We start from the raw sequence: 22,465 nt of genomic DNA, 5'->3' as shown, positions 1-22,465 counted from the left end.
AGATTGTGGATTAGCAATGTGATTTTATTAAATCAATTTGAAACGTGTTAGCAAGTATAATTTACATATTTTAGTGCGGTAAGTTTAAGACTATCATGAGTAATATAAGAGAAATTGAAAAGACCCTTTGGGCTGCGGCTGACAAGCTACGTAGCAATATAGATGCGGCTGAATACAAACACGTCGTCTTAGGACTTATTTTCCTAAAATACATTTCAGACGCTTTTGCAGAACTGCATCAAAAACTACAGGAAGGACAAGGAGAATTTGAAGGTGCAGACCCTGAAGACCCAGACGAATATTTGGCTTTTAATGTTTTTTATGTGCCTGAAAAAGCTCGTTGGACTTTTTTGAGAGACAATGCCAAACAACCTGAAATCGGTATTCTGATTGACCAGGCAATGGACAGCATTGAGAAAATCAATGACAGCTTGAAAGGTGTGTTGCCCAAAAACTATGCAGACCCAGACCTTGACAAACAACGCTTGGGAGAACTGATTGACCTGATTAGTAAAATTGGCTTTGGTGGTGGCTACGAAGGCAAAGACATTCTTGGACAAGTGTATGAATACTTCTTGGGAATGTTTGCAGATGCCGAAGGCAAAAACGGTGGACAATTCTATACACCTAAAAGCATTGTTTCGCTTTTAGTTGAAATGCTTGAGCCCTACAAAGGCAGAATTTATGACGGTTGTTGTGGTAGTGGTGGAATGTTTGTGCAAAGCGAAAAATTCATTGAAAACCACCAGGGCAAAATTGGCGATCTGAGTATATACGGACAAGAAAGTAACCCGACAACCGTAAAACTGGCAAAGATGAACCTTGCCATTCGTGGCATTGATGCAAACATACAATTTGGCGACACTTTTACCAATGACCTGCACCCCGACCTGAAAGCCGATTTTATTATTGCGAACCCACCGTTTAACATCAGCGATTGGAAAGGCGCACAACTACGAGACGACAAAAGATGGAAATATGGCATACCACCCGTAGGTAATGCCAACTACGCTTGGTTGCAACACTTCATTCATAAACTTAGCCCCAACGGAACTGCAGGTATTGTATTGGCAAACGGCAGTATGAACAGTAACACAGGAAGCGAAGGCGAGATTAGAAAAAATATGATTGAAGCCAGATTGGTGGACTGTATGGTTACGCTACCTGCCAACTTGTTTTACAATACCACTATTGCCGCTTCATTGTGGTTCTTGGCAAAGAACAAAACCAATGGCAAATTCCGCAACCGTGAAAACGACATTCTGTTTATTGATGCCCGCAAAATGGGCAAAATGATAAACAGACGAAACCGAGTATTGGAACAAGCCGACATTGATCTGATAAGCAGCACCTACCACAAATGGCGAAATGTAAATGGCGGTTATGCCGACATAGCGGGCTTTTGCAAATCTGCCACCTTGGGAGAAATACGCCAAAACAACTATGTGCTGATGCCCGGCAGATATGTAGGCACCGAAGACGAGCAAACAGACGATATGCCCTTTGATGAAAAAATGCAAAGTCTTACCGCCAAACTTGCCGAGCAATTCGCCAAAGACAATGCCTTAGAAAATACCATTCGTGAAAACTTAAAGGAAATTGGATATGAGTTTTAATGAGTGGCAGACTTATAAATTGGGGGAAATTTGCTCGAAAATTGGGTCAGGAGCTACGCCTAAAGGCGGTAAAGAATCCTATTTAGAAAGTGGTGAGTATGCACTTATAAGAAGTCAAAATGTATTAGACTTTACTTTTTCCTATGATGGATTAGCGTATATCAATGAAGAACAAGCATCTAAATTGAACAATGTTGCTATCGAAGAAGATGATGTACTATTAAACATAACAGGCGATAGTGTAGCAAGAGTATGCCAAGTGCCTAACAATATTTTACCTGCAAGAGTAAATCAGCACGTTGCTATTATTCGCCCAAACAAGCAAATATTAGACAACACTTTTTTAAAGTATGTTTTATTAAATCCACCCTTTAAATCCCTACTTCTGAATTATTCATCAGTGGGTGCAACAAGAAATGCAATTACTAAGGGAATGATTGAAGAATTGAATATTTCCATTCCTTCTCTCAAGAACCAAAAGCGGATTGCTGAAATCCTTTCCACCATTGACGACAAAATCGAAAACAACCTTGCCACCAGTCAAACGCTTGAAGAAATAGCCAGAACGCTTTTTAAGGAGTGGTTTGTCAATTTCAACTATCCCAATGCAGACGGCAACGTAAAGCAAAGCGAGTTTGGGGAAATCCCTGAGAGTTGGGAAGTAAACGGAATTGGTGCAATTTCTTATGTACAAAATGGCTACGCATTTAAGAGCAAAGATTTTCAGGAACAAGGCGAAGTAGGTATCATCAAAATCAAAAACATCAACGGCAATGTAGTTGATATTCAAAATACAGATTTCGTGGATGCTTCGGTGGTTTCTTCCTTAGACGAGAAATTCAAAATTGAAAGTGGCTCATTGCTTATTGCAATGACAGGAGCAGAAGTCGGCAAAATAGGTTTAGTGCCGCTAACCGATAAAAATCTTTGGTTGAATCAGCGTGTGGGAATGTTCAAAGAGAATGTTCCATTTGGCAATTTGTATATGTATTTGCTTTTGTCAACCGACACTTATCAAACAGCCATTCAAAATTCAGCATTAGGAAGTGCTCAGCCCAACATCAGTGCATCAGCTATTGAAAGTATCAGAGCAATTATTCCACCTGCCGAATTGATTGTAGCTTTTGGCAGAATTGCCCAGCCAATGTTTGAAAAGATATTGGACAACCTTGCAGAAAATGAAACTTTAAAAAATACCCGTGACAGTATATTACCTAAGTTAATGTCGGGCGAAATAGAAGTACATGGCTGATAACTTACTACCATATAATGATGCGAAGTATCAGCGATTTAATGAATCGTTGGACGAAGATTGCAAAATTGAAGCCAATGGACAGGTAAAAGTTGGCGGTACGCAATTTCAACCCAGTCGCATCCTTTACGAAATGGAACCGATTGGCTATGCAGACGCCTATCAGGACTTTTTGAATTCGGAATATGAGCGAATCAAAGAAGTTGTTTACAATCAATACCCATCTTGCATTGCTTATAATTTCAGGCTTTCCGAGAAAGGCGAAGGAGCAGCAGACCCAGTAAGAAAACTGCTGCACCTAAAAGACACTTGGGAATCTATCGTTTTTGTTCTGTATTCTATTGTTTGGGGAGAAATCCGACACAAAGGTATTGATTTAAAAGCCGCACAGGTTTTGGTTGGCGTTAGTCCAACAGGAGCAGTTCACAAAAATTTCAATACAGACCGCTTAATTTCAGATGCTCTGAAAACCAAAATTCAAAACCTGAAAGCAGTCATTGAATTTGCAAGAGCCAACAACTTAGGCTTAAAGTGCGAAGAGATCGACCCTGAATTATTGGACAAACTATTGGCATTGCAAGACATCAGAAACGACATTTCGCACCATACCACACCAACAAGAGAAGAAGCAGAAGCAGAACTATTGCAAGTCGTTCCGATTTTCAAGGAAATGTTGATGATGACCGAGTTCTTAGCCGACTGCAAAATATTGAGATTTGAAAGCTTCTCTACAAAATGCAGGTGCGAAGAATTCAACGGTCATTTTCTAAACAAAGAATTTGGAGATTTTGACTTTGGGGCAAATCAGGCTTTTGTGCTTGGTCTTGGTCAGGAGCAGCTATTTATCAAATGGGAAACTGAACTTTTCAGTCTTTCGCCTTTCCTTCATTTCTTAAAAGACACAGTAGGCAGAGAAACCTACATAAGTTTCTTCAAAGGCAAAAAGGAAAGCAAGTATTGGTTTGAACCGATTACTAAAAGACAAGAAATTTCATTTGACCACTTGCAAGCAAGGTTTGATGCCGAGCAAGCAAATTTAATCAGTTTAATTGTGCCATAATGAACATATTAACAGAAGAAGAAATAGAACAAATGGCATTGCAGACTTTGCAGGAGCAAGGCTATGAAACACTCAATGGAGCAAACATTGAGCGGCAATACAGTGAAGTGGTTTTAACCAACTACTTACAAACCGCTATTGACAAAATCAATCCAGATGTTCCTGCCGAAGTGCGGGAAGAAGCTCTGCGTACTATTTCACGAATTCCATTTACCAATTTATTAGCCAATAACGAAGCATTTCACAAACTCATTACTGAGGGGGTAGACGTCAAAGGCAGAGAAGGCGAGCAAATCAAAACCTTTAAAGTGTGGTTGATTGATTTTCAAAATCCAGAAAACAATGACTTTGTAGCCGTCAATCAGTTTACCATTGTAGAAAACCACAGCAACAAACGCCCTGATGTAATCATTTTTATCAATGGCTTGCCTTTGGTAGTCATTGAAATTAAAAACGCAACGGATCAAAAAGCCGACCTGAAAGCCGCTTACAATCAGTTGATGACCTACAAACAAGCAATTCCAACCCTGTTCAATTACAACAGCTTTTTAATTGTTACAGACGGTTGGTTTGCCAAAGCAGGAACTATTACCAGCGATCGGAGTCGTTTCAGTGGTTGGAAAATTCCTGAAAACCCACCTGAAAATATTGTTGCAGAGCCAAACGAGATTTACAACTCAACATTATTTACAACCCCTACCACTAACATTGAAATGGATGTGGTATTGAGCGGAATGTTGAACAAGAAAAACATCATTGACCTGATACGCTATTTCATTGTTTTTGAGAAAACCAAGGACAAAACCTTAAAGAAAATAGCGGCTTATCATCAATACTATGCCGTAAACAAAGCCATTCATTCCACCATCAAAGCGGCAGCAGTTTCAGGCGATAAACGTGCAGGTGTGGTTTGGCACACCCAAGGAAGTGGCAAAAGTTTGAGTATGGTTTTTTATGCGGGCAAAATGGTGGTTACGCCACAACTAAACAACCCAACCATTGTGGTACTCACCGACCGCAACGACCTTGACCAACAACTTTTTGAAACATTCAGTAACTGCCAGCAACTCATCAGGCAAACGCCTGTTCAGGCAGAAAGCAGAAACCATTTGCAAAGTTTACTTTCTGTAGCTTCGGGTGGTGTGGTATTCACCACCATTCAAAAATTTATGCCCGAAGAAAAAGGGTCAACTTATCCTAAGCTATCCGACCGCAGAAACATTGTAGTAATTGCAGATGAAGCCCACAGAAGTCAATATGATTTCATAGATGGCTATGCAAGGCATATGCGTGATGCTTTGCCTAATGCTTCATTTATTGGGTTCACAGGCACACCTATTGAAAAAGAAGACAAGAATACCCAAGCCATTTTTGGCGAGTATGTGGACGTTTACGATATACAACAAGCCGTTGAAGATGGGGCAACTGTTCGCATTTTCTATGAAAGCCGTTTAGCCAAAATAGAACTTGACCCAGCAGAGCAGGAAATTATTGACCAACGTATTGAAGAAGTTACCGAAGAAGATGAACTGACCGAACGCCAGCAACGATTTGCCAAATGGACACAACAAGAAGCCATCGTAGGTAGTGACAAAAGATTAAGTCAGGTTGCGGCAGACCTCGTAAAACACTTTGAACAACGCAGTGAAGCATTTGACGGCAAAGGAATGATTGTTTGTATGAGCCGCAGAATTTGTGTGGCTTTGCATAATGAAATCATCAAAATCCGTCCTGAATGGTATAGTGGCGATGATGACAAAGGAGCCATCAAAGTGATTATGACAGGTTCATCGTCCGACCCTTTGGATTGGCAAGAACATATCCGTAACAAACCAAGAAGAAAATCAATAGGCGACCGGTTGAAAGACCCGAAAGACGAGTTGAAATTGGTCATTGTTCGGGATATGTGGCTAACAGGTTTTGACGCACCTTGCTTGCATACGTTGTATGTGGACAAGCCAATGACAGGTCATAACTTAATGCAAGCCATAGCACGAGTAAACCGAGTTTTCAAAGACAAAGAAGGCGGTTTGATTGTGGACTATTTGGGAATTGCCCAAGACCTGAAAAAAGCATTGAGCGTTTATACATCAAGCGGTGGTAAAGGCAAAATCGAGTTTGACCAGGAAGAAGCAGTTGCCAAAATGGAAGAACTCTATGAAATTGTGACGGAGTTATTCCACGGTTTCGATTACAAACGCTTTTTCACTTTACAACCAAGAGAAAAACTCACCTTCCTTTTAGATGCAACTGACTTCATTTTAGGACTAGGTAAAGGGCAAGAAAGGTTTAGTACCAATGTTTCCAATCTTTCCAAAGCATTTGCGATTTCTGTTCCGCATCCGAAAGCGATTGCAATAAGAGATGATTTGAGTTTCTTCCAAGCCATCAAAGCAAGAATTACCAAGCTGAGGGAAAGCAAGAAAAAACGAACAGATGAAGAGGTAGAAACAGCCATCCGACAAATCATTTCTGATGCTTTGATTTCAACAGAAGTCATTGACATTTTCCAAGCAGCAGGTTTGAAAAACCCTGAAATATCGGGCTTAAATATTCTTTCAGATGAGTTTATGGCAGAATTGAAAAATATGCCAAGAAAGAATCTCGCCTTGGAGCTTTTGAGAAGATTGCTCAATGACGAAATCAAAAAGCGTTCATCAAGGAATATCGTACAGAGCAAGAAGTTTTCAGAAATGTTGGCAGAGGCCATCAAGCGTTATCAAAACAACGCGTTGACAGCTGCGGAAATTATTGAAGAGCTCATACGGCTTGCCAAAGAAATCAAAGAAGCCGACAAGCGTGGCGAAAACCTGAATCTTGACTTCCGAGAGTTAGCATTCTATGATGCATTGGAAGTAAGCAACAGTGCCGTATTTATTTTAGGAGATGAAATATTAAGAGCAATCGCTAGGGAATTGGTTGAAAGTGTTAAAAACTCGGTAACAATAGATTGGGACAAAAAAGAGAGTGTTCAAGCAAAAATGAGAGTTATGATAAAACGTATTCTCAAAAAATATGGTTATCCACCAGAAAAACAAGATAAAGCTGTCAAGACTATACTTGAACAAGCAAAATTAATCGGTGATGAATTAATGGGTAACGAGTAAATCCTGCTTGTCAATTAAAACTTAAAATATGCTGCTTTTTAAAATCAACAAACAAAATCTTTCCCCGCTTAAAGAAATTCCTTTTAAGCTAGAACGAGATTTGCAAAAAGTATTTGAAACTAACTTAAATGCACTTACGCAGTTAACGTTAATTAAATCGGAATTTACGATTAAGAATTACCGTATAGATACTTTAGCTTTTGATGAAGACGCTAAGGCTTTTGTTGTAATTGAGTATAAGAGAAGCAATAGTAATAGCGTAGTGGATCAAGGTATAGCCTATCTTAACCTCATGCTCGATTATAAAGCAGAATTTATCGTAGAATATAATGAACGTTTTGGCAAGAGCCTACGTAGGGACGAAGTTGACTGGTCGCAAACTAAAGTAATTTTTGTATCTCCTGGTTTTAATGAAAACCAAAAGCAGGCGACTAATTTTAAAGACTTAGCAATTGAGCTTTGGGAGGTAAAACAATTTGAAGGAGATATCATTACCGTTAATCCAATCAAGAAAAGTAAATCAGCACCAAGTATAAAACAATTACAGGGAGCTGAAGATGCTGAACTAAAAAAGGTAGTTGATGAGATTAAAGTTTATGCAGAAGACGATCATTTACAAGGAAAGAGCGAAGATGTTAAGGAGCTTTACGAAGCTTTTAAAGATGCTATTTTAAACCTGACAAGCGATACCGATATTAAGCCGAAAAAACAAGAGATTGGTTTTATAAAGAATGGGAAAATTTTTGCCGATATATGCATCCAGAAAAGTAATCTAAAGCTTTGGATAAACTTAAAAAGGGGACAGCTTGATGATTCTAAAGGTTTAACTAGGGATGTTTCTAATGTTGGCCATTGGGGAAATGGCGACTATCAAATTATAGTTCAAGATACAAAGAACCTTGAATATATTATGAGTTTGGTTAAGCAAGCTATTCCAGATTACTGGTTGACTTAATTAAGCATATTATCTCTATGATTTATCTCGTTAAGTCCACTCATGCCATACTTGCTTACAAAGCGCTCAACTATGATATCGATCAATTTTGGATTGATTGGGCGGTGTTAATGTTGATGAATGGTTATGATACAGAACATTTAGTGATACTTGCTGGGATCAGCCCACCTTACGATCAGTTCGAACTACATTCGTTAACAAGTAAGGTCTTGAATGAACTGCATTTAGATTACAGCGATAAAGACCAGATAACTAAAAACTACGTGAGCTATCTGCTAGCGACTACCGATTTCGACCATTTTGATGTTGACGAAGTTTTGAAGACTTTGAGGGAACTAAGAGATTTGCATTTGTCTTTAAACAATCACATGTTAACTGATTTTTATTGTCTTTATTATGGGGTCGAAGATCTTCAACATGATGCCATACAATGGTATGTAGACGGATTGGATAGGGGAAATATCAAAGAGGTGGTGCAACGGATGTTTACTGAATGGTTGAAGAAAAATCCGATTAATTAGTGCAAAGTTCAAAAGCAATATTTCTATTGAATATTACACCGCTAAGTCGAAAAACCGTCAAAAATCCAACAGTTCCTTTGGCTCAATTCCTAAGCCTTTCGCAAGCTCGATGATAGTAGAAAGCTTAATGTTAAACTTTCCATTCTCTATTTTGGAAATTTTACTATCATTAATCAATATTAAATGCCTGCAAAAAAGTGATTGTAGTTATTGGTTAAGGATGAGGGATATGGTGAGGTGTTTGTTTATCCTACTAACGCATTAAGATCCCGAACTAAATTCGGGATGACGGTGGGGGATGGATGGTGCAAAAGAAATCACAACTGTGGTTTGTTAATCATTAATCGACATTAAATGCCTGCAAAAAAGTGATTGTAGTTATTGGTTAAGGATGAGGGATACGGTGAGGTGTTTGTTTGCCCTTCTGTCGCATTAAGATCCCGAACTAAATTCGGGATGACGATAAGGGATGGAGCGGTGCAAAAGAAATCATAACTGTGTTAATCAATGATTAACAGGCAACAAAGGCTTGCCCAAACGGGAATTGTAGTTATTGGTTAAGGATGAGGATACGGTGAGGTGTTTGTTTGCCCTTCTATCGCATTAAGATCTCGAACTAAATTCGGGATGACGGTGGTGGATGGGCGGTGCAAAAGAAACCAAAACTGTGGTAAATTAATGATTACTTGAATGTGAAACGATAGTTCTTAATTAACTGGAGAGTTGGGGCAGCTAGCTATCGCCTATAATTTCTAAACCAGCTGTTCACTTTCATTTGAATTACCCCAAGGAAAGCTTCCCTGAAAATACGGGTGCTCATTTTAGAGGTGCCTTCGGTTCTATCGGTGAAAATGATGGGTACTTCCACCACGTTGAACCCAAACTTGATGGCCGTAAACTTCATTTCGATTTGAAAGGCATATCCTACGAATTTGATTTTGTGCATAGGAATAGTCTCTAGCACTTTACGGCGGTAGCATTTGAAGCCAGCCGTGGCGTCCTGAATGTTGATGCCGGTAATGATCCGGACGTACATGGAGGCGAAGTAGGACATCAAAACGCGTCCCATTGGCCAGTTCACCACATTTACGCCTTTCACATAGCGAGAACCGATGGCTAAATCAGCACCGTTTACACAGGCCTCCCGTAACCTCACTAAATCTTCAGGATTGTGCGAAAAATCGGCGTCCATTTCAAAAATATACTCATACCTTTTTTCCAAAGCCCATTTAAAGCCATGGATATAAGCCGTCCCTAAACCTAACTTGCCTTTGCGCTGCTCCAAGTGTAAGGCAGGAAATTCGTTTTGTAGCTGCTGTACAATTTGTGCTGTGCCATCTGGCGATCCATCGTCAATAATTAAAATCTCAAATAAATAGGGCAATGAAAAAACCTTTCGAATGATCTTTTCGATATTCTCTTTTTCATTGTAAGTAGGTATGATGACTAAGCTATCTGACAATTAATGTATGTTTAGATTGACGAATTACGATTTGCGAAAGTAATGAATTTAAGCTGATGTTGAAACTTAGATAAGGCGTTAAATTTTGTTAAACTATCTGATGTCTGCCATCCACTTTTTCAGCACTGGAACTAAGAAAAATATCAGTACGCCAATACCTGCGGAGTAGATGGAGATTTGCAATAACACGCTGGCATAATAAGGTAAGGAAAGTACTGGATTATTTGCTTCCACAATATTTTTTGGAATACTCATCAATGCACCAATTTTTCCTGCCAAAAACTCGCCTATGGCCGTGAAAAAGAAGAAAATTCCCATCATTAAGCCTACAATATTTACCGGTGATAGTTTGGTGATCATGGAAAGGCCGACTGGAGAGATACACATTTCACCGCAAATGATGAAGAAATATCCTCCAGCAAATGCCACAAGTGGAATAAGTCCGTGATCTAAACTTGCTTGGCAAGCCAAATAAAAGGTAAAAAATCCCATGGCTACGAAAATAAACGACAGTGCAAATTTCGCAGGTGTAGAGGGTTCCCAACCGCGTTTATTTAGCCAAGGCCATAACGCAGCGAAAAGCAAACTTAATGCTACTACCCAAGCTGGGGGTAAGAAATTATTGACAGATAGCGCAGGTAATTCCAATCCGAATACATGCATATCCACGTTTCGCATTGCAAATAGGTTCAATGAACCTGCATTTTGCTCATAAAAAGCCCAGAAGAAAGTAGATACTACAACCATAATAAGCGCTGATAGTAGTTTGAATTTTGCTACTTTTTCTAGTTTTGATGCTACATAAAGAATATAAGCTACCGAGATTACTGCCAACACTAACATGATGCTATCCAGTGCCTCGTAATAATTGAATAAAGTAACTATAACAGGTAGTACTACTAAAGTTAGTAGGTAAATAAGGTATTCAATTTTGATAAAGCCAGCTACCTTTTCGTTAAGCTTATTGGTAAGTGGTAGCCCTTTTTCTTTCAATGACGATTTACCGATGATGAAAACGATTAAGCCTAACACCATAAAGATCCCTGCCAATCCGAAGCCGTAATGCCAGTTGATTTGTTGCCCTACGTAACCGCAAAGTAAACCACCCAGCGCCGCACCAACATTAATTCCCATGTAAAAAAGTGAAAAGCCACTGTCTTTCCGCGGGTCGTTGTTTTCATAAAGTGTGCCTACTAAGGAGGAGATATTGGGCTTGAAAAATCCATTACCACAAATAATAAATGCCATTCCGTAGAAAAAGCTCCAATCCTGCGGTATAGCCAACACGATGTGTCCAATTGCCATCATTATCCCTCCGAATATGATGGCCCGTCGGTAGCCTAAAAACTTATCTGCCAACATACCGCCAAACATTGGCATAGTATAAACTAAGGCCGAATAAGCACCTAAAATGGCATAACCCTTCGGCTCGTCGAAGTTTAACTGTGTTACCATGTAGGCCAACAGCAATGCTTTCATACCATAAAATGAGAAACGCTCCCACATTTCGGTGAAAAATAGAAGATAGAGCTGTTTTGGGTGTTTGGTAGTCATTGGATTTTGATTTGATTAGTTTTTGGTTTTTTGGGACAAAACTTAAATTTATACTTCGACAAGAGTCAGACTGACAACTTAACTACGGTGCCAAACGTTCGATTTTCCAGCCGCCGTTAACTAGCGTAAATTTAATTCTATCGTGTAAACGACTTGGTCGGCCTTGCCAAAACTCAATTGAAGTGGGTTTCACAATGTAGCCTCCCCAATGTGCAGGCTTAGGAATTTGCTTCCCTTCGTACTGTTGTGTGAGCTCTTGAACTTTTGCCTCTAAGCTTTCTCTGCCTTCAATTACTTGACTTTGTGGTGAGGCGATAGCACCAATTTGACTGCCCGTTGGTCGCGAATGAAAATATTGCTCAGAAGTTTCCTTGTCCAACTTTTCAATTTTGCCTTCAATTCTAACCTGACGCTCTAGTTCAGCCCAAAAAAACACCAAACAAGCGAAAGGATTTCTTTTGATTTCCTTTCCTTTTTGACTCAAATAGTTGGTGTAAAAGCTGAAGCCTTCCTCATCAACACCTTTTAACAATACAATCCTAGCGTTTGGCCTGCCCGATTTATCTGCTGTAGCTAAAGTCATCACGTTAGGTTCGTATATTTGTGCATCAATTGCATCACCGAACCACTTTTCAAATTGTGCTATAGGATTTTTAACGATATCTTTTTCATTCAATTCGGCCGATTTATAATCTTGCCTTAAATTCTGTACTGTTTCTTTGTTGAGCTTCATTAAGCAAAAGTAAGTTTGTTCGCCTATACTTTTTAATGTTCGGCTATTTTTTGAGATTTAAATGAGTTTAATCATAAAATATATTTGTTATTTTGAACTATGTTAAGTTTGTTAAACCCTTCTATAGGTAAGTTAATTATTTCGGAACCCTTTTTAGCGGATCCGAATTTTAAGCGCTCGGTGGTTTTGCTTACCGAGCACAATGAGCAAGGGACAATAGGTTTCATATTGAACCAGCCTAGTAATTTAGTGGTGAAGGATTTAATTCCTGATTTGTGGTTGGCTGATTTTCAGGTTTTTATTGGAGGTCCTGTAGAAGTAGATACGGTTCATTTTATCCATCGTTGTTACGATAAGTTAAACAGCGGCGAGGAAATTGCCGACGGAATTTACTGGGGCGGAGATTTTGAAACCCTAAAGATCCTGATCAACAATAATAGCATCAAAGAGGATGAGGTGAAATTCTTTTTAGGATATTCTGGTTGGGGTTATCAGCAGTTGGAGAGTGAGGTGGCTGCTAATACCTGGATTGTTTCTGATCAATATCACCAAGAAACTGTTTTTTCTAATAATGAAGAGGAACTTTGGAAGGAAGTGATCATCAATTTAGGGCCAAAGTATGCCCATGTAAGTAATTTTCCAATCGACCCAAGTTTGAATTAGGTTTTTGGTTTTTTGGTCGGGAAGTCCGAAAGTCGGGAAATCAGATTACCAATGTAGGAGGATATAATCTAAAGCCTAGAAATCCGACAGCATGGTTTTATCACTTCTGATCTTAAATACTATCACTCCCGACTTGCGGACTAAAAATCTTCCGGACTTTCTAATTAACTTTCCATTTCGGCAGCGGTTTCTTCCACTTTTGCTCTCAAAGTATCTTTGTACGCTTGCATCTTCTTTGCTAACTCTGGTTTTGCTGTTGATAAGATTTGTACTGCTAACAGGCCAGCATTTTTTGCAGCATTTAAAGCCACGGTAGCTACTGGGATACCATTTGGCATTTGAAGAATGGATAGAATACTGTCCCAGCCGTCAATTGAATTAGATGATTTTACCGGAACGCCAATTACAGGAACTGTAGTGATGGAGGCTACCATTCCTGGTAAGTGTGCTGCACCACCTGCTCCGGCGATAATCACTTTGATTCCGCGACTAGCCGCTTCTTTGGCATAGCTAAACATTCTGTCTGGTGTGCGATGTGCTGAAACCACTGTAATTTCAAAATCTACACCGAATTCTTTGCAGATATCTGCGGCGTCTTGCATAACAGGCAGGTCAGATTTGCTGCCCATGATAATACCAACTTTCATTTCTATATGGTTTGTTAGTTGTTTAGATGGTTGGTTTTTTAGCCCTATTACCATCGTTATTTTTGATCGTTATTGAGGTTTTAGTATTTAGGGGTTAGGTATTAGTGGTTAGTGGTCAGGTATCAGCGGTCAGGCTAATTGATGTACAGATTCAATTTGTTATTTCATGCTTTGGTTCTCGTACTTTCTATACTAATCTCTAACTACTAATTCCTATTCCCTACGATATCACTTTTAAAGTTTTTTGAACGAATCTCGCTTTTTCGATTGCTTTTTCCCTGTTTTGGTCCACGATAGTTAAGTGGCCCATTTTGCGGAATGGCTTCGTATATTTTTTTCCGTAGAGATGAACATATACGCCCTCCACAGAAAGTATTTTTTCTAAACCGTCATATTTAGCTACGCCGTCGTGGCCTTTTTCACCCAAAACGTTTACCATAATGGCATTTGAAATGGAGCGAGTATCTCCTAGTGGCAGATTTAGGATTGCTCTTAAATGTTGCCCGAATTGGGAAATGTAGTTTCCTTCGATGGTTTGATGCCCACTGTTATGCGGACGTGGTGCCAATTCATTTACCAAAATATCACCATTTGGTGTTACAAACATCTCAACGGCTAAAATGCCGGTAATATTTAATGCTGCAGCAATGTCTTTCGCAATTTTCTCCGCACGTTCTTGTATGCTTTCAGGGTAGGTTGATGGAGATATCAGGAACTCTACTAAGTTAGCTTCTGGATTAAATTCCATTTCTACCATTGGGAAAGTTTTAACATCACCATTAGCGTTTCTTGCTACAATCACTGCAATTTCCTTCTCGAAATTTACCCATTCTTCAATTAAAGTAGGTGCATCAAAAGCATCAGCAACGTCCGCCGAGTTGGTAATTTTCATTACCCCCTTACCATCGTAGCCGTCTCTTCGCAATTTTAAGATATAAGGGAAAGGAAATTTTTCACTGGTTAAATCTTCTTTGGAATTAACTAGCATAAATGGTGATGTAGGAATATCGTTTTCTTTAAAAAACTGTTTTTGTATGCCTTTATCCTGAATCAGTCTGATCACCCTAGGTTGAGGATAAACAAGTTTACCTTCTTTCTCCAACTGCTCCAGCGCTTCCACATTTACCTTTTCAATTTCAATGGTGATTACATCGGCTTTTTTGCCAAAGTTGTAAACGGTATCATAATCAGTGATAGAACCGTTTTCGAAATAGTTAGCAATGCTTTTGCAAGGTGCATCTGCATCGGGATCAAGTACTAAAGTTGTTAAATTGAGGTTGATCGCTTCTTGTATCAGCATTCTGCCTAATTGTCCGCCTCCTAAAATACCTAATTTGATTTCGCTAACTTGTTTTGCCATTATCGCTATTTAATTTGCAACAAAAATAGAAAAAATAGGGGAGTTATGGGCTGTTAGATTTACTAATTACGATTTATTTAGCTGATAGCTTAACGGCTTATTACCTAAAATGATGTTAATCGAAAAGCTGGAGGTGTAAAAGCTTGCACTAATAATCGTTAAGCTTTTTTACTTTTGCTTTTAATATTGATATTTACTAGATGGATTACGATGCGATAATTATTGGTGCTGGAGCTTGCGGATTAATGTGTGCGGTGCAAGCGGGCTTTTTAGGTAAAAGGGTGGTGTTGCTCGAAAAAAACAGTCAGCCTGGCGCCAAAATATTGATATCAGGCGGTGGCCGTTGTAATTACACCAATCTGGGTGCTACCGATGAGCAATTCATTTCCAACAATGAACATTTTGTAAAATCTGCGTTTAAGCAGTGGACTGTGGATGATACGATAAGCTTTTTCGAAACTTACGGTATTTATGGAGCAGAAAAAACACTGGGTCAATTGTTCCCGGATGGTAAAAATGCCAAAGATGTTGTCCGGGTTTTTACATCGCTTTGCGAAGAGATGGACCAGCGGATCATTTGCGATGCCGAAATTTTATCCGTAGAACAAAACAACGGTTATGAAGTGGTTTACCGCACAGGTGCAAAACAACGGACTTTGCAAGCTCCTAAGCTAGTGATTGCTACTGGTGGTTTGCCAATTCCTAAAATGGGTGCAACAGATTTTGCGCTTAAGTTTGCAAAGCAACACGGTTTGAATATTGTTGCCACTGCACCTGCATTGGTGCCTTTAACTGTTACTGGAAAGGATGAGGCATGGTTTGCTCAACTATCTGGAAATTCGGTGTTTTGTAGGGTGAATAGTGAAAGCGCTAGTTTTGAAGAGAACATATTGTTTACCCATTGGGGGTTAAGCGGGCCTGCTATTTTACAGATATCAAGCTATTGGCGTAAAGGTGAAAGTATCGAGATTGATCTGCTGCCGAATGATAACATACAAGAAGTATTAGTAGTTGAAAGACAGCGTAATGGAGGTGTTCAACTATCTACTTTGCTAAATAGATTTTACACAAAGAAGTTTACAGAGGCGTTAGGTAAATTCTTGCCATTAACAAAACTTATCGCCGATTTGAGCAAAGCTGAAATGGAGCAATTGGAGCAAACGATACATCATTTTAAAGTGAAGCCAGCTGGCGATAAAGGCTATGACAAAGCGGAGGTGATGCGTGGTGGTATTGATACCAACGAACTTTCGTCGAAGACTTTGGAGAGCAAGAAGCTACCCGGTTGTTATTTTGGTGGCGAGTGTGTAGATATAACGGGTTGGCTAGGTGGGTATAATTTCCAATGGGCTTGGGCTAGTGGTTTTGTAATAGCGCAACATATTTAAAACGCCTTGTTATGTCGAGGTTACGAGACATCTGTTATGAAATTTAATAGATTCTTCGCTTTGCTCTGAATGACAAGGGGTCGCCAAAGGGTAATATTCTAAAGCACCTTGTCATGTCGAGGTTACGAGACATCTATTATGAATTTAACAGATTCTTCGCTTCGCTCAGAATGACAAAGCGGCTCTGAAAGACAAGGTGGCTTTGAATGATGGGATGCTGAGTACTATAACAGATTCTTCGCTTTGCTCAGAATGACAAGGCGCTTGGAACGGCAATTCAATTCAAAATAATTTAACTCATATTACTGTCTCTAATCACAATTTGGTACGGTAAACGTCCAAGTTTCGGCCATTTTGTAAGGCAGTGAAAAAGCAACGCCTTTATCCATTTCAAACCACAATTTAGGTCTGATTTTCTCTCTGCTAATGGTTTCATTCATGGTCATACTGTCGTAAATGCGGCCGTTGATCATCACATATTTGATCTTCTCTGAATTCCTGATATCTTCTAAAGGATTATCTTCCAATACAATTAAGTCGGCCAGTTTACCAGTTTCCAGGGAACCTAATTCCTTACCCATACCTAAGTATTCGGCACCGTTCAATGTAGCACATTTGATTGCCTTTAACGGATCCATTCCTCCTTGAACCAACATCCAAAGTTCCCAATGAGCACCTAAACCTTGTATTTGTCCGTGTGCTCCCAAATTTACCTTAGTGCCGCCATCAGCAATTTGTTTGGTAGTTCTTGCTACCTCAATGTGACCGTAATCACCATATTCAGATGTAGTTCTTCTTCTTGATCTAGCGTCGATAATCGCTCTAGGTGTGAAGTTCAGTAATCGTTCATTTTCCCAAACGTTGGTTCTGTCGTACCAATAATTTTCGCCCCATTGACCGCCATAAGCAACAATTAAAGTAGGGGTATAGGCAACATTGGTATTATTCCAGAAACTCAGCACGTCTTTGTAAGCCGGTGCAATTGGAATGCTGTGCTCGATTCCGGTGTGTCCATCGGCAATCATATTCATGTTATGGAAAAAAGTAGATCCACCTTCGGGAACAACCTCCATTTTTAACTGTCGAGCCGCTTCCAAAATCTGCTGGCGCTGGTCTCTTCTCGGTTGATTGTAAGATTTTACCGAGAAGGCACCCACTGCTTTTAAACGACGAAGGTGTGAAAGGGCATCGTCCAAGCTATTGATAGTCACTTTAAAATCACCATCAGCACCGTACAAAATAGATCCTGTAGAATACAAACGAGGTCCGATCATGCGACCAGCTTTTAGCATTTCGCTTTGACTAAAAACCATTTCCGTATTGCTTGACGGATCGTGAGAGGTAGTTACGCCAAAACTTAAGTTGGCTAGGTACGACCAATCTTGTTGTGGACTTATACCGTCAGGGCTGGTGCGCAAATGCGCATGTACGTCAACCATTCCAGGCATAATGGTTTTGCCAGTAACGTCAATTACTTTTATATCTGCAGGAATGGCCACATCAGTTGCCTTACCGATGGCCTTAATTTTGTTGTTTTCGATTAAAATAGTGCCCTCCTCAATCACTTGGTCACCTTTCATGGTGATGATTCTAGCGCCTTTTAAGGCTACCAATCCAGTTGGAGCATCTGCCTTGAGTTTTAGTCCTAGCGATAATCCGGCGGTATCGGGCTCCGGTAAAACTTGTGGTGCACCTTCCACAAAAGCAAAGGTATTTTTGATTTCTCTATTGTAGTATTTCTCCCCTAAAGTCCATAGCAGTTTTTTGCTATCGGCACTCCAATGCAAGTAAGTGCCAGCATCTTTAGTAACCCTAGCTAATGGAATTGCTTTATTGCCTGCGGATAAATCCAAAGCAGTGCCAGCGGTAACCATTGGCGTAATGTAAGCGTTAAACAGTTCGGTGAAAGCCATCCACTTGCCATCTGGACTTGGACAAAACTGCGTAGCGTATTGCGAGGTGTAATGCACACGTTCGCCATTTCCATTTAAATCAACACTCTTAAAAGCCTTTTTGCCGCTATCATAGCTTTGGTAAAAAATACGGGTATCGTCGCTATTGAATTGAGGTTTAATGCCGTTATCCAATACCAATGTTTTTGCCCCACCATTAGCTGAAACTATAAAAATACCTGTATTTTTTCCATAAGTTAAACCTAGCACTTCATTTCCAACCCCTTTTCTGAAAACAATTTTATCTCCTTTATGCGAATAGCTTGGCGAATAGTAATAGCCCTTTTCGTCGGTTAAAGTGATGGTTTTGCCTGTTTTTAAGTCGGTACGTTTTACGGCACCTTTAAATTCATCGCTCCAAGTAGTGTAAACCACAAATTTACCATCAGGGCTAAAATCCGGTTCGAATTCAAAGTCCATTCCATTGGTTAAACGCTCTGGCGCACCGTTCGGTAGGTCTTTTTTGTAGAGAAAACCAGCGGCATTAAATACTACTGTTTTGCCATCAGGCGATGTAGTCAATTGCCTGATCATTTTTGCAGTAAACTCGGGCTGATAAACTTGCTGATCAAAGTGTAGCGCTTCCTGTACCGTTTGGTTGCTGGTCACTTCAAAAGGAATATCACTCACGTAAAGACTGTTCAACTCAATCTGTTTGATCTTTCCTTTTGCATAGAACACTATTTTTTTTGCATCAGGTGTCCAAGCAAAGTTTGGATAAACACCAAAGATTGCCCAAGTTTCCTGCTGGTCTTTAGAAAGGTCATCGTATAACTGAAATTCTTCGCCAGTTTTTAAGTTTTGCGCAAACAGTGCCGATTTTAAACGCACCCGTTTTACATAGGCTATATATTTTCCATCCGGAGAAACCTGTGGCCGTACCGAACCGCCTTGTTCTGCAATTAAATTGGTCAACTTTCCTGTGTTAAGGTCCAGCTGGCGAATAGCATAAATTAAACCGTTTGGATCTTTGCTGTACTGAAAGCTTGGCCCTGGCGATACATCTTCACTAAAATAAAGGAATTTGCCATCAGGCGATACATTCGGTTCGCCGGCATCTTGTTGGTCGTTTTTACGTTTCGTTAGTTGAACGCCATCACCGCCGTAAATGCTGTACATCCACATTTCGCCAGCACCTAGTGAGCGTGAAGCAGTAAAGTGTTTTCTGGCAATGATATAATCGCTATTAGGCATCCAAGTAGCATTGTTAAGCAATCTGAAAGTTTCTTTAGTGATTTGCTTTTTGTTGCCGCCTTGTCTGTCCATGATCCAGATATTATCGGCGCCACTTCTGTCACTAGTGAAAGAAATATATTTGCCGTTAGGACTAAATCTTGGTTGTACTTCATAAGCAACGCCGCCGCTTATTAATTTGGCGGTTCCACCGGTAATGGGCATTACGTAAATATCGCCCAGCATATCAAACACAATTTCTTTCCCATCCGGACTTACATCCAAATTCATCCAAGTACCTTCATTGGTATTGATACTAAAAGTTTTGGTTGCACCTTTATATTTTTCTACGTCCCACTTAGGACTTTCTTTTTTTTCTTGGGCATTAACATAGCTTAAGGCAAATAGGAGCGCTGAGGCAAATACGTACTTCTTCATTCTTAATTTTATCTTTACAACTAAAGGTTGCAATTTAGTTATTTGTTGCCACAGATGCGCAGATGTCTTTCTGAAAACTTGATACAATTGATATCAAAGTGTTTACAAACATTCCAACACATTTTAAGTTTGAATAGAACAAAATCTGTGCGGCTTTAGCTAAAGCTTTTTTGAAAAACCGCTGCCGTTTCATAGTTTTGAGGTTACCATATCATGACTGCAACTGAGGTTTTAAAGAAGTATTGGGGGTTTGATGTATTTCGTCCGTTGCAGGAGGAAATCGTACAGTCCGTTATTAATGGTCACGATACTTTAGCGCTTCTGCCTACCGGCGGAGGCAAATCCATCTGCTTTCAGGTTCCCGCAATGATGATGGATGGTATCTGCATTGTGGTGTCTCCATTAGTGGCCTTGATGAAAGATCAGGTAGAGAACCTAAAGGCAAAAGGAATTGAGGCTGTAGCCATTTTCGCAGGAATGGGCAAAAGGGAAATCGATATCCTGTTGGATAATTGTATCTATGGGAAAATCAAGTTTCTATACTTGTCGCCTGAACGACTGCTCTCGGAGTTGGTGCGAGTTCGTATTTCCTACATGAACGTGAATTTAATTGCCATAGACGAAGCGCATTGTATTTCGCAGTGGGGTTATGATTTTCGACCGCCATACCTCAAAGTCAAAGAGCTTAGAGAAATTCTTCCCGATGTACCGATGCTGGCATTAACTGCTACGGCAACGCCCGAAGTCAGGTTAGATATCATCGACAAACTGACGTTAAAGGATCCGCAAGTTTTCGTCAAAAGTTTTTCTAGAAAGAATTTAAGCTATGTAGTTTACAATCTGGACGATAAGCATGGTAAGCTGATCGATATTTGTAAAAATGTAAAAGGATGTGGATTGGTTTACGTGAGAAATAGACGAGAGACTGCGGAGGTTGCTCAATTTTTGCAGCGTAACCATGTTTCAGCAGATTTTTATCATGCAGGTTTAGATAAAGATATTCGTTTTCAAAAACAGGAGGATTGGAAGCAAGATAAAACCAGGGTAATGGTGGCCACCAATGCGTTTGGGATGGGAATTGATAAACCCAATGTGCGTTTTGTGGTACACTTGGATTTGCCCGAAAGTTTAGAGGCCTACTATCAAGAAGCGGGTAGGGCTGGCAGGGATGAAAAAAGAGCATTTGCAGTACTACTCACCAATAAAGCCGACCGCATTAACTTAGAAGCCAAATACACCGAAAGTTTTCCATCCGTTGAGGATATTAAAAAGGTGTATCATCACTTGGGCAATTATTACCAGCTGGCTTATGGTGCTGCCGAAGGTTTAACCTTTGAGTTTGACTTGGCCGACTTTTGTAAGAGGTTCAGCATTGGCGTGATTAAAACTATGGCTGCGCTGAAGTTTTTAGAAAGAGATGGTTATATCACTTTAACTGAAAGTGTTTTTATTCCATCAAGATTAATGTTTACGATAAGCCACGAAGAAGTCTATCGTTTTCAAATAGAGAATGCTGCTTTTGATCCTTTGATAAAAACCATACAACGATCTTACGGCGGGGCTTTTGATGGATATGTGAAAATCAAAGAAAGTGATTTATCCAATAGACTTAAAATTTCCTATTTGGATGTAATTGCTTACTTAAAGAAATTACAGGAATTCAATATCATTTCCTACATGCAGCAAACTGATCAGCCTCAACTGCAATTTGTTAGGCCACGTATGGATATGCTGCATCTCGATATCGATGCTAAGTTCATCAACTTGCGAAAGGAAATACAGCGTAGCCAAATAGAAGGGGTGCTTGCTTATGCAGCTAATGATATTTGTAGAAGCATCCAATTATTGACCTATTTCGGCGAAACTAAAGCTGAAAAATGTGGGGTTTGCGATGTCTGCTTGGCCGAACGGAGAGCAGAAGAAAAAGCTAGTTATTACGATAAAATGGAGTTTGAGATATATACGCTGTTGCAGGGCAATCACTTAGATTTAGATGAGCTGGTGAAGCAAATTGCCACAGGTACCGATAATGATAAGGTTGAATTGATAAGAGAACTACTTGATGCTGGCAAAATAAAAACTGATGGAAGAAAATATTATGTTTAGGTTCCTGCTCTTGATGGAATGCTAAATTGAAGTGCTTTTTTTCTATATTTGTAATGACGATTTAAGCTAGTGAAAAATGAAATACGTAATGTCCTTTCAGGAAAGAGCGAAGTTAGGTTCGGAAAAGTTATCCAAGCAATATCCAGTTACCTTGGAAAAAGCAAGAGCACAGGCGAAGCAATTAAAGGATCAAAGTCATTCCGACAACAAGAAACAGAGAATTTAGTTTCTTACATTGATAAAAATCGACTTTGGTTGGTTGATATAGATTTTTCTCAATATGTGAGTGAAGGTGCGGAACAAAAGGTATATTTAAAAGATAGCCAACATGTCATTAAGCTCAACGATGCTATCTATTACACTTCTTGGGTAGATTATTTTCATAATCTGTTGCTACATAATTATTTTTTTCCAGATACAGCCTACGTTTATTAGGTTTTACGAAAGATGATCAGGACGTTTTATATGCGGTGGTTCG

At 39.7% G+C, this 22,465-nt stretch carries 17 protein-coding genes; 10 read left to right on the top strand and 7 right to left on the bottom strand.

Going from position 1 to position 22,465, the window contains the following annotated elements; all coding sequences use genetic code 11:
* Positions 1–95: 95 nt before the first annotated feature.
* From ACY2A0_RS18785 to ACY2A0_RS18760, 6 genes are read left to right on the top strand one after another with little or no spacing between them, the layout of a single operon-like run.
* Complete coding sequence (locus tag ACY2A0_RS18785) at positions 96–1,616, top strand: class I SAM-dependent DNA methyltransferase (protein WP_461791736.1); 1,521 nt, start codon at positions 96–98, stop codon at positions 1,614–1,616.
* A complete protein-coding gene (locus tag ACY2A0_RS18780; RefSeq protein WP_461790911.1) occupies positions 1,606–2,868 on the top strand; it encodes a restriction endonuclease subunit S in 1,263 nt (420 codons plus the stop codon). Before ACY2A0_RS18785 ends, ACY2A0_RS18780 begins: the two co-directional genes overlap by 11 nt.
* The gene (locus tag ACY2A0_RS18775) at positions 2,861–3,928 is read left to right on the top strand and encodes a hypothetical protein (RefSeq protein ID WP_461790910.1); all 1,068 of its coding nucleotides are present in this window, start codon (positions 2,861–2,863) and stop codon (positions 3,926–3,928) included. The genes ACY2A0_RS18780 and ACY2A0_RS18775 overlap by 8 nt, the downstream gene beginning before the upstream one ends.
* Positions 3,928–7,035, top strand: a complete 3,108-nt coding sequence (locus ACY2A0_RS18770; protein ID WP_461790909.1) for a type I restriction endonuclease subunit R — start codon at positions 3,928–3,930, stop codon at positions 7,033–7,035. The genes ACY2A0_RS18775 and ACY2A0_RS18770 overlap by 1 nt, the downstream gene beginning before the upstream one ends.
* Positions 7,036–7,063: 28 nt before the next feature.
* On the top strand, positions 7,064–7,990 hold the full coding sequence (locus tag ACY2A0_RS18765; RefSeq protein WP_461790908.1) for a DUF5655 domain-containing protein: 927 nt from the start codon (positions 7,064–7,066) through the stop codon (positions 7,988–7,990).
* Positions 7,991–8,007: 17 nt separating this feature from the next.
* The gene (locus ACY2A0_RS18760) at positions 8,008–8,511 is read left to right on the top strand and encodes a hypothetical protein (protein ID WP_461790907.1); all 504 of its coding nucleotides are present in this window, start codon (positions 8,008–8,010) and stop codon (positions 8,509–8,511) included.
* Between the two features lie 57 nt (positions 8,512–8,568).
* On the opposite strand, the gene ACY2A0_RS18755 is transcribed toward ACY2A0_RS18760, so the two are convergent.
* The 4 genes from ACY2A0_RS18755 to pdxH all read right to left on the bottom strand — a co-directional run bounded on the left by ACY2A0_RS18755 (position 8,569) and on the right by pdxH (position 12,260).
* The gene (locus tag ACY2A0_RS18755; protein ID WP_461790906.1) at positions 8,569–8,688 is read right to left on the bottom strand and encodes a helix-turn-helix domain-containing protein; all 120 of its coding nucleotides are present in this window, start codon (positions 8,686–8,688) and stop codon (positions 8,569–8,571) included.
* Between the two features lie 559 nt (positions 8,689–9,247).
* A complete protein-coding gene (locus tag ACY2A0_RS18750; RefSeq protein WP_461790905.1) occupies positions 9,248–9,973 on the bottom strand; it encodes a polyprenol monophosphomannose synthase in 726 nt (241 codons plus the stop codon).
* Between the two features lie 93 nt (positions 9,974–10,066).
* The gene (locus tag ACY2A0_RS18745) at positions 10,067–11,527 is read right to left on the bottom strand and encodes a peptide MFS transporter (RefSeq protein WP_461790904.1); all 1,461 of its coding nucleotides are present in this window, start codon (positions 11,525–11,527) and stop codon (positions 10,067–10,069) included.
* Between the two features lie 82 nt (positions 11,528–11,609).
* Positions 11,610–12,260 carry a pyridoxamine 5'-phosphate oxidase gene (gene pdxH / locus ACY2A0_RS18740; RefSeq protein ID WP_461790903.1) on the bottom strand — a complete coding sequence of 217 codons (651 nt, stop codon included), beginning with the start codon at positions 12,258–12,260 and terminating at the stop codon, positions 11,610–11,612.
* A gap of 99 nt (positions 12,261–12,359) precedes the next feature.
* On the opposite strand from pdxH, the gene ACY2A0_RS18735 reads away from it, so the two are divergent.
* A complete protein-coding gene (locus tag ACY2A0_RS18735; RefSeq protein ID WP_461790902.1) occupies positions 12,360–12,923 on the top strand; it encodes a YqgE/AlgH family protein in 564 nt (187 codons plus the stop codon).
* A gap of 164 nt (positions 12,924–13,087) precedes the next feature.
* Here ACY2A0_RS18735 and purE read toward each other — a convergent pair whose 3' ends face one another.
* Both purE and ACY2A0_RS18725 read right to left on the bottom strand, forming a co-directional pair.
* Positions 13,088–13,570, bottom strand: a complete 483-nt coding sequence (gene purE / locus ACY2A0_RS18730) for a 5-(carboxyamino)imidazole ribonucleotide mutase (protein WP_461790901.1) — start codon at positions 13,568–13,570, stop codon at positions 13,088–13,090.
* 220 nt (positions 13,571–13,790) lie between these two features.
* The gene (locus ACY2A0_RS18725) at positions 13,791–14,930 is read right to left on the bottom strand and encodes a 5-(carboxyamino)imidazole ribonucleotide synthase (RefSeq protein WP_461790900.1); all 1,140 of its coding nucleotides are present in this window, start codon (positions 14,928–14,930) and stop codon (positions 13,791–13,793) included.
* 200 nt (positions 14,931–15,130) lie between these two features.
* Here ACY2A0_RS18725 and ACY2A0_RS18720 point away from each other — a divergent pair, with 200 nt between their 5' ends.
* Positions 15,131–16,318 carry a BaiN/RdsA family NAD(P)/FAD-dependent oxidoreductase gene (locus ACY2A0_RS18720; protein ID WP_461790899.1) on the top strand — a complete coding sequence of 396 codons (1,188 nt, stop codon included), beginning with the start codon at positions 15,131–15,133 and terminating at the stop codon, positions 16,316–16,318.
* 311 nt (positions 16,319–16,629) lie between these two features.
* Here the strand turns inward: ACY2A0_RS18720 and ACY2A0_RS18715 are convergent, their stop codons facing one another.
* On the bottom strand, positions 16,630–19,881 hold the full coding sequence (locus ACY2A0_RS18715) for an amidohydrolase family protein (protein WP_461790898.1): 3,252 nt from the start codon (positions 19,879–19,881) through the stop codon (positions 16,630–16,632).
* Between the two features lie 213 nt (positions 19,882–20,094).
* Here ACY2A0_RS18715 and ACY2A0_RS18710 point away from each other — a divergent pair, with 213 nt between their 5' ends.
* Both ACY2A0_RS18710 and ACY2A0_RS18705 read left to right on the top strand, forming a co-directional pair.
* Entirely contained in the window at positions 20,095–21,987 is a 1,893-nt protein-coding gene (locus ACY2A0_RS18710; RefSeq protein ID WP_461790897.1) for a RecQ family ATP-dependent DNA helicase, read from the top strand.
* A gap of 69 nt (positions 21,988–22,056) precedes the next feature.
* Entirely contained in the window at positions 22,057–22,422 is a 366-nt protein-coding gene (locus tag ACY2A0_RS18705; protein WP_461790896.1) for a putative polyvalent protein kinase domain-containing protein, read from the top strand.
* The last annotated feature ends 43 nt before the right edge of the window (positions 22,423–22,465 follow it).

The sequence above is a fragment of the Pedobacter sp. genome (assembly GCF_965249885.1).
In the GTDB taxonomy this organism is placed as follows: Bacteria; Bacteroidota; Bacteroidia; order Sphingobacteriales; family Sphingobacteriaceae; genus Pedobacter.
This window is presented reverse-complemented; position numbering and strand designations above follow the sequence as displayed.

Excerpts from the sequence above, each read along its gene's own strand:
- ACY2A0_RS18785 (WP_461791736.1), top strand. The coding sequence starts at position 96 with ATGAGTAATATAAGAGAAATTGAAAAGACCCTTTGGGCTGCGGCTGAC.
- ACY2A0_RS18780 (WP_461790911.1), top strand. The coding sequence starts at position 1,606 with ATGAGTTTTAATGAGTGGCAGACTTATAAATTGGGGGAAATTTGCTCG.
- ACY2A0_RS18775 (WP_461790910.1), top strand. The coding sequence starts at position 2,861 with ATGGCTGATAACTTACTACCATATAATGATGCGAAGTATCAGCGATTT.
- ACY2A0_RS18770 (WP_461790909.1), top strand. The coding sequence starts at position 3,928 with ATGAACATATTAACAGAAGAAGAAATAGAACAAATGGCATTGCAGACT.
- ACY2A0_RS18765 (WP_461790908.1), top strand. The coding sequence starts at position 7,064 with ATGCTGCTTTTTAAAATCAACAAACAAAATCTTTCCCCGCTTAAAGAA.
- ACY2A0_RS18760 (WP_461790907.1), top strand. The coding sequence starts at position 8,008 with ATGATTTATCTCGTTAAGTCCACTCATGCCATACTTGCTTACAAAGCG.
- ACY2A0_RS18745 (WP_461790904.1), bottom strand. The coding sequence starts at position 11,527 with ATGACTACCAAACACCCAAAACAGCTCTATCTTCTATTTTTCACCGAA.
- pdxH (WP_461790903.1), bottom strand. The coding sequence starts at position 12,260 with ATGAAGCTCAACAAAGAAACAGTACAGAATTTAAGGCAAGATTATAAA.
- ACY2A0_RS18735 (WP_461790902.1), top strand. The coding sequence starts at position 12,360 with ATGTTAAGTTTGTTAAACCCTTCTATAGGTAAGTTAATTATTTCGGAA.
- purE (WP_461790901.1), bottom strand. The coding sequence starts at position 13,570 with ATGAAAGTTGGTATTATCATGGGCAGCAAATCTGACCTGCCTGTTATG.
- ACY2A0_RS18725 (WP_461790900.1), bottom strand. The coding sequence starts at position 14,930 with ATGGCAAAACAAGTTAGCGAAATCAAATTAGGTATTTTAGGAGGCGGA.
- ACY2A0_RS18720 (WP_461790899.1), top strand. The coding sequence starts at position 15,131 with ATGGATTACGATGCGATAATTATTGGTGCTGGAGCTTGCGGATTAATG.
- ACY2A0_RS18715 (WP_461790898.1), bottom strand. The coding sequence starts at position 19,881 with ATGAAGAAGTACGTATTTGCCTCAGCGCTCCTATTTGCCTTAAGCTAT.
- ACY2A0_RS18710 (WP_461790897.1), top strand. The coding sequence starts at position 20,095 with ATGACTGCAACTGAGGTTTTAAAGAAGTATTGGGGGTTTGATGTATTT.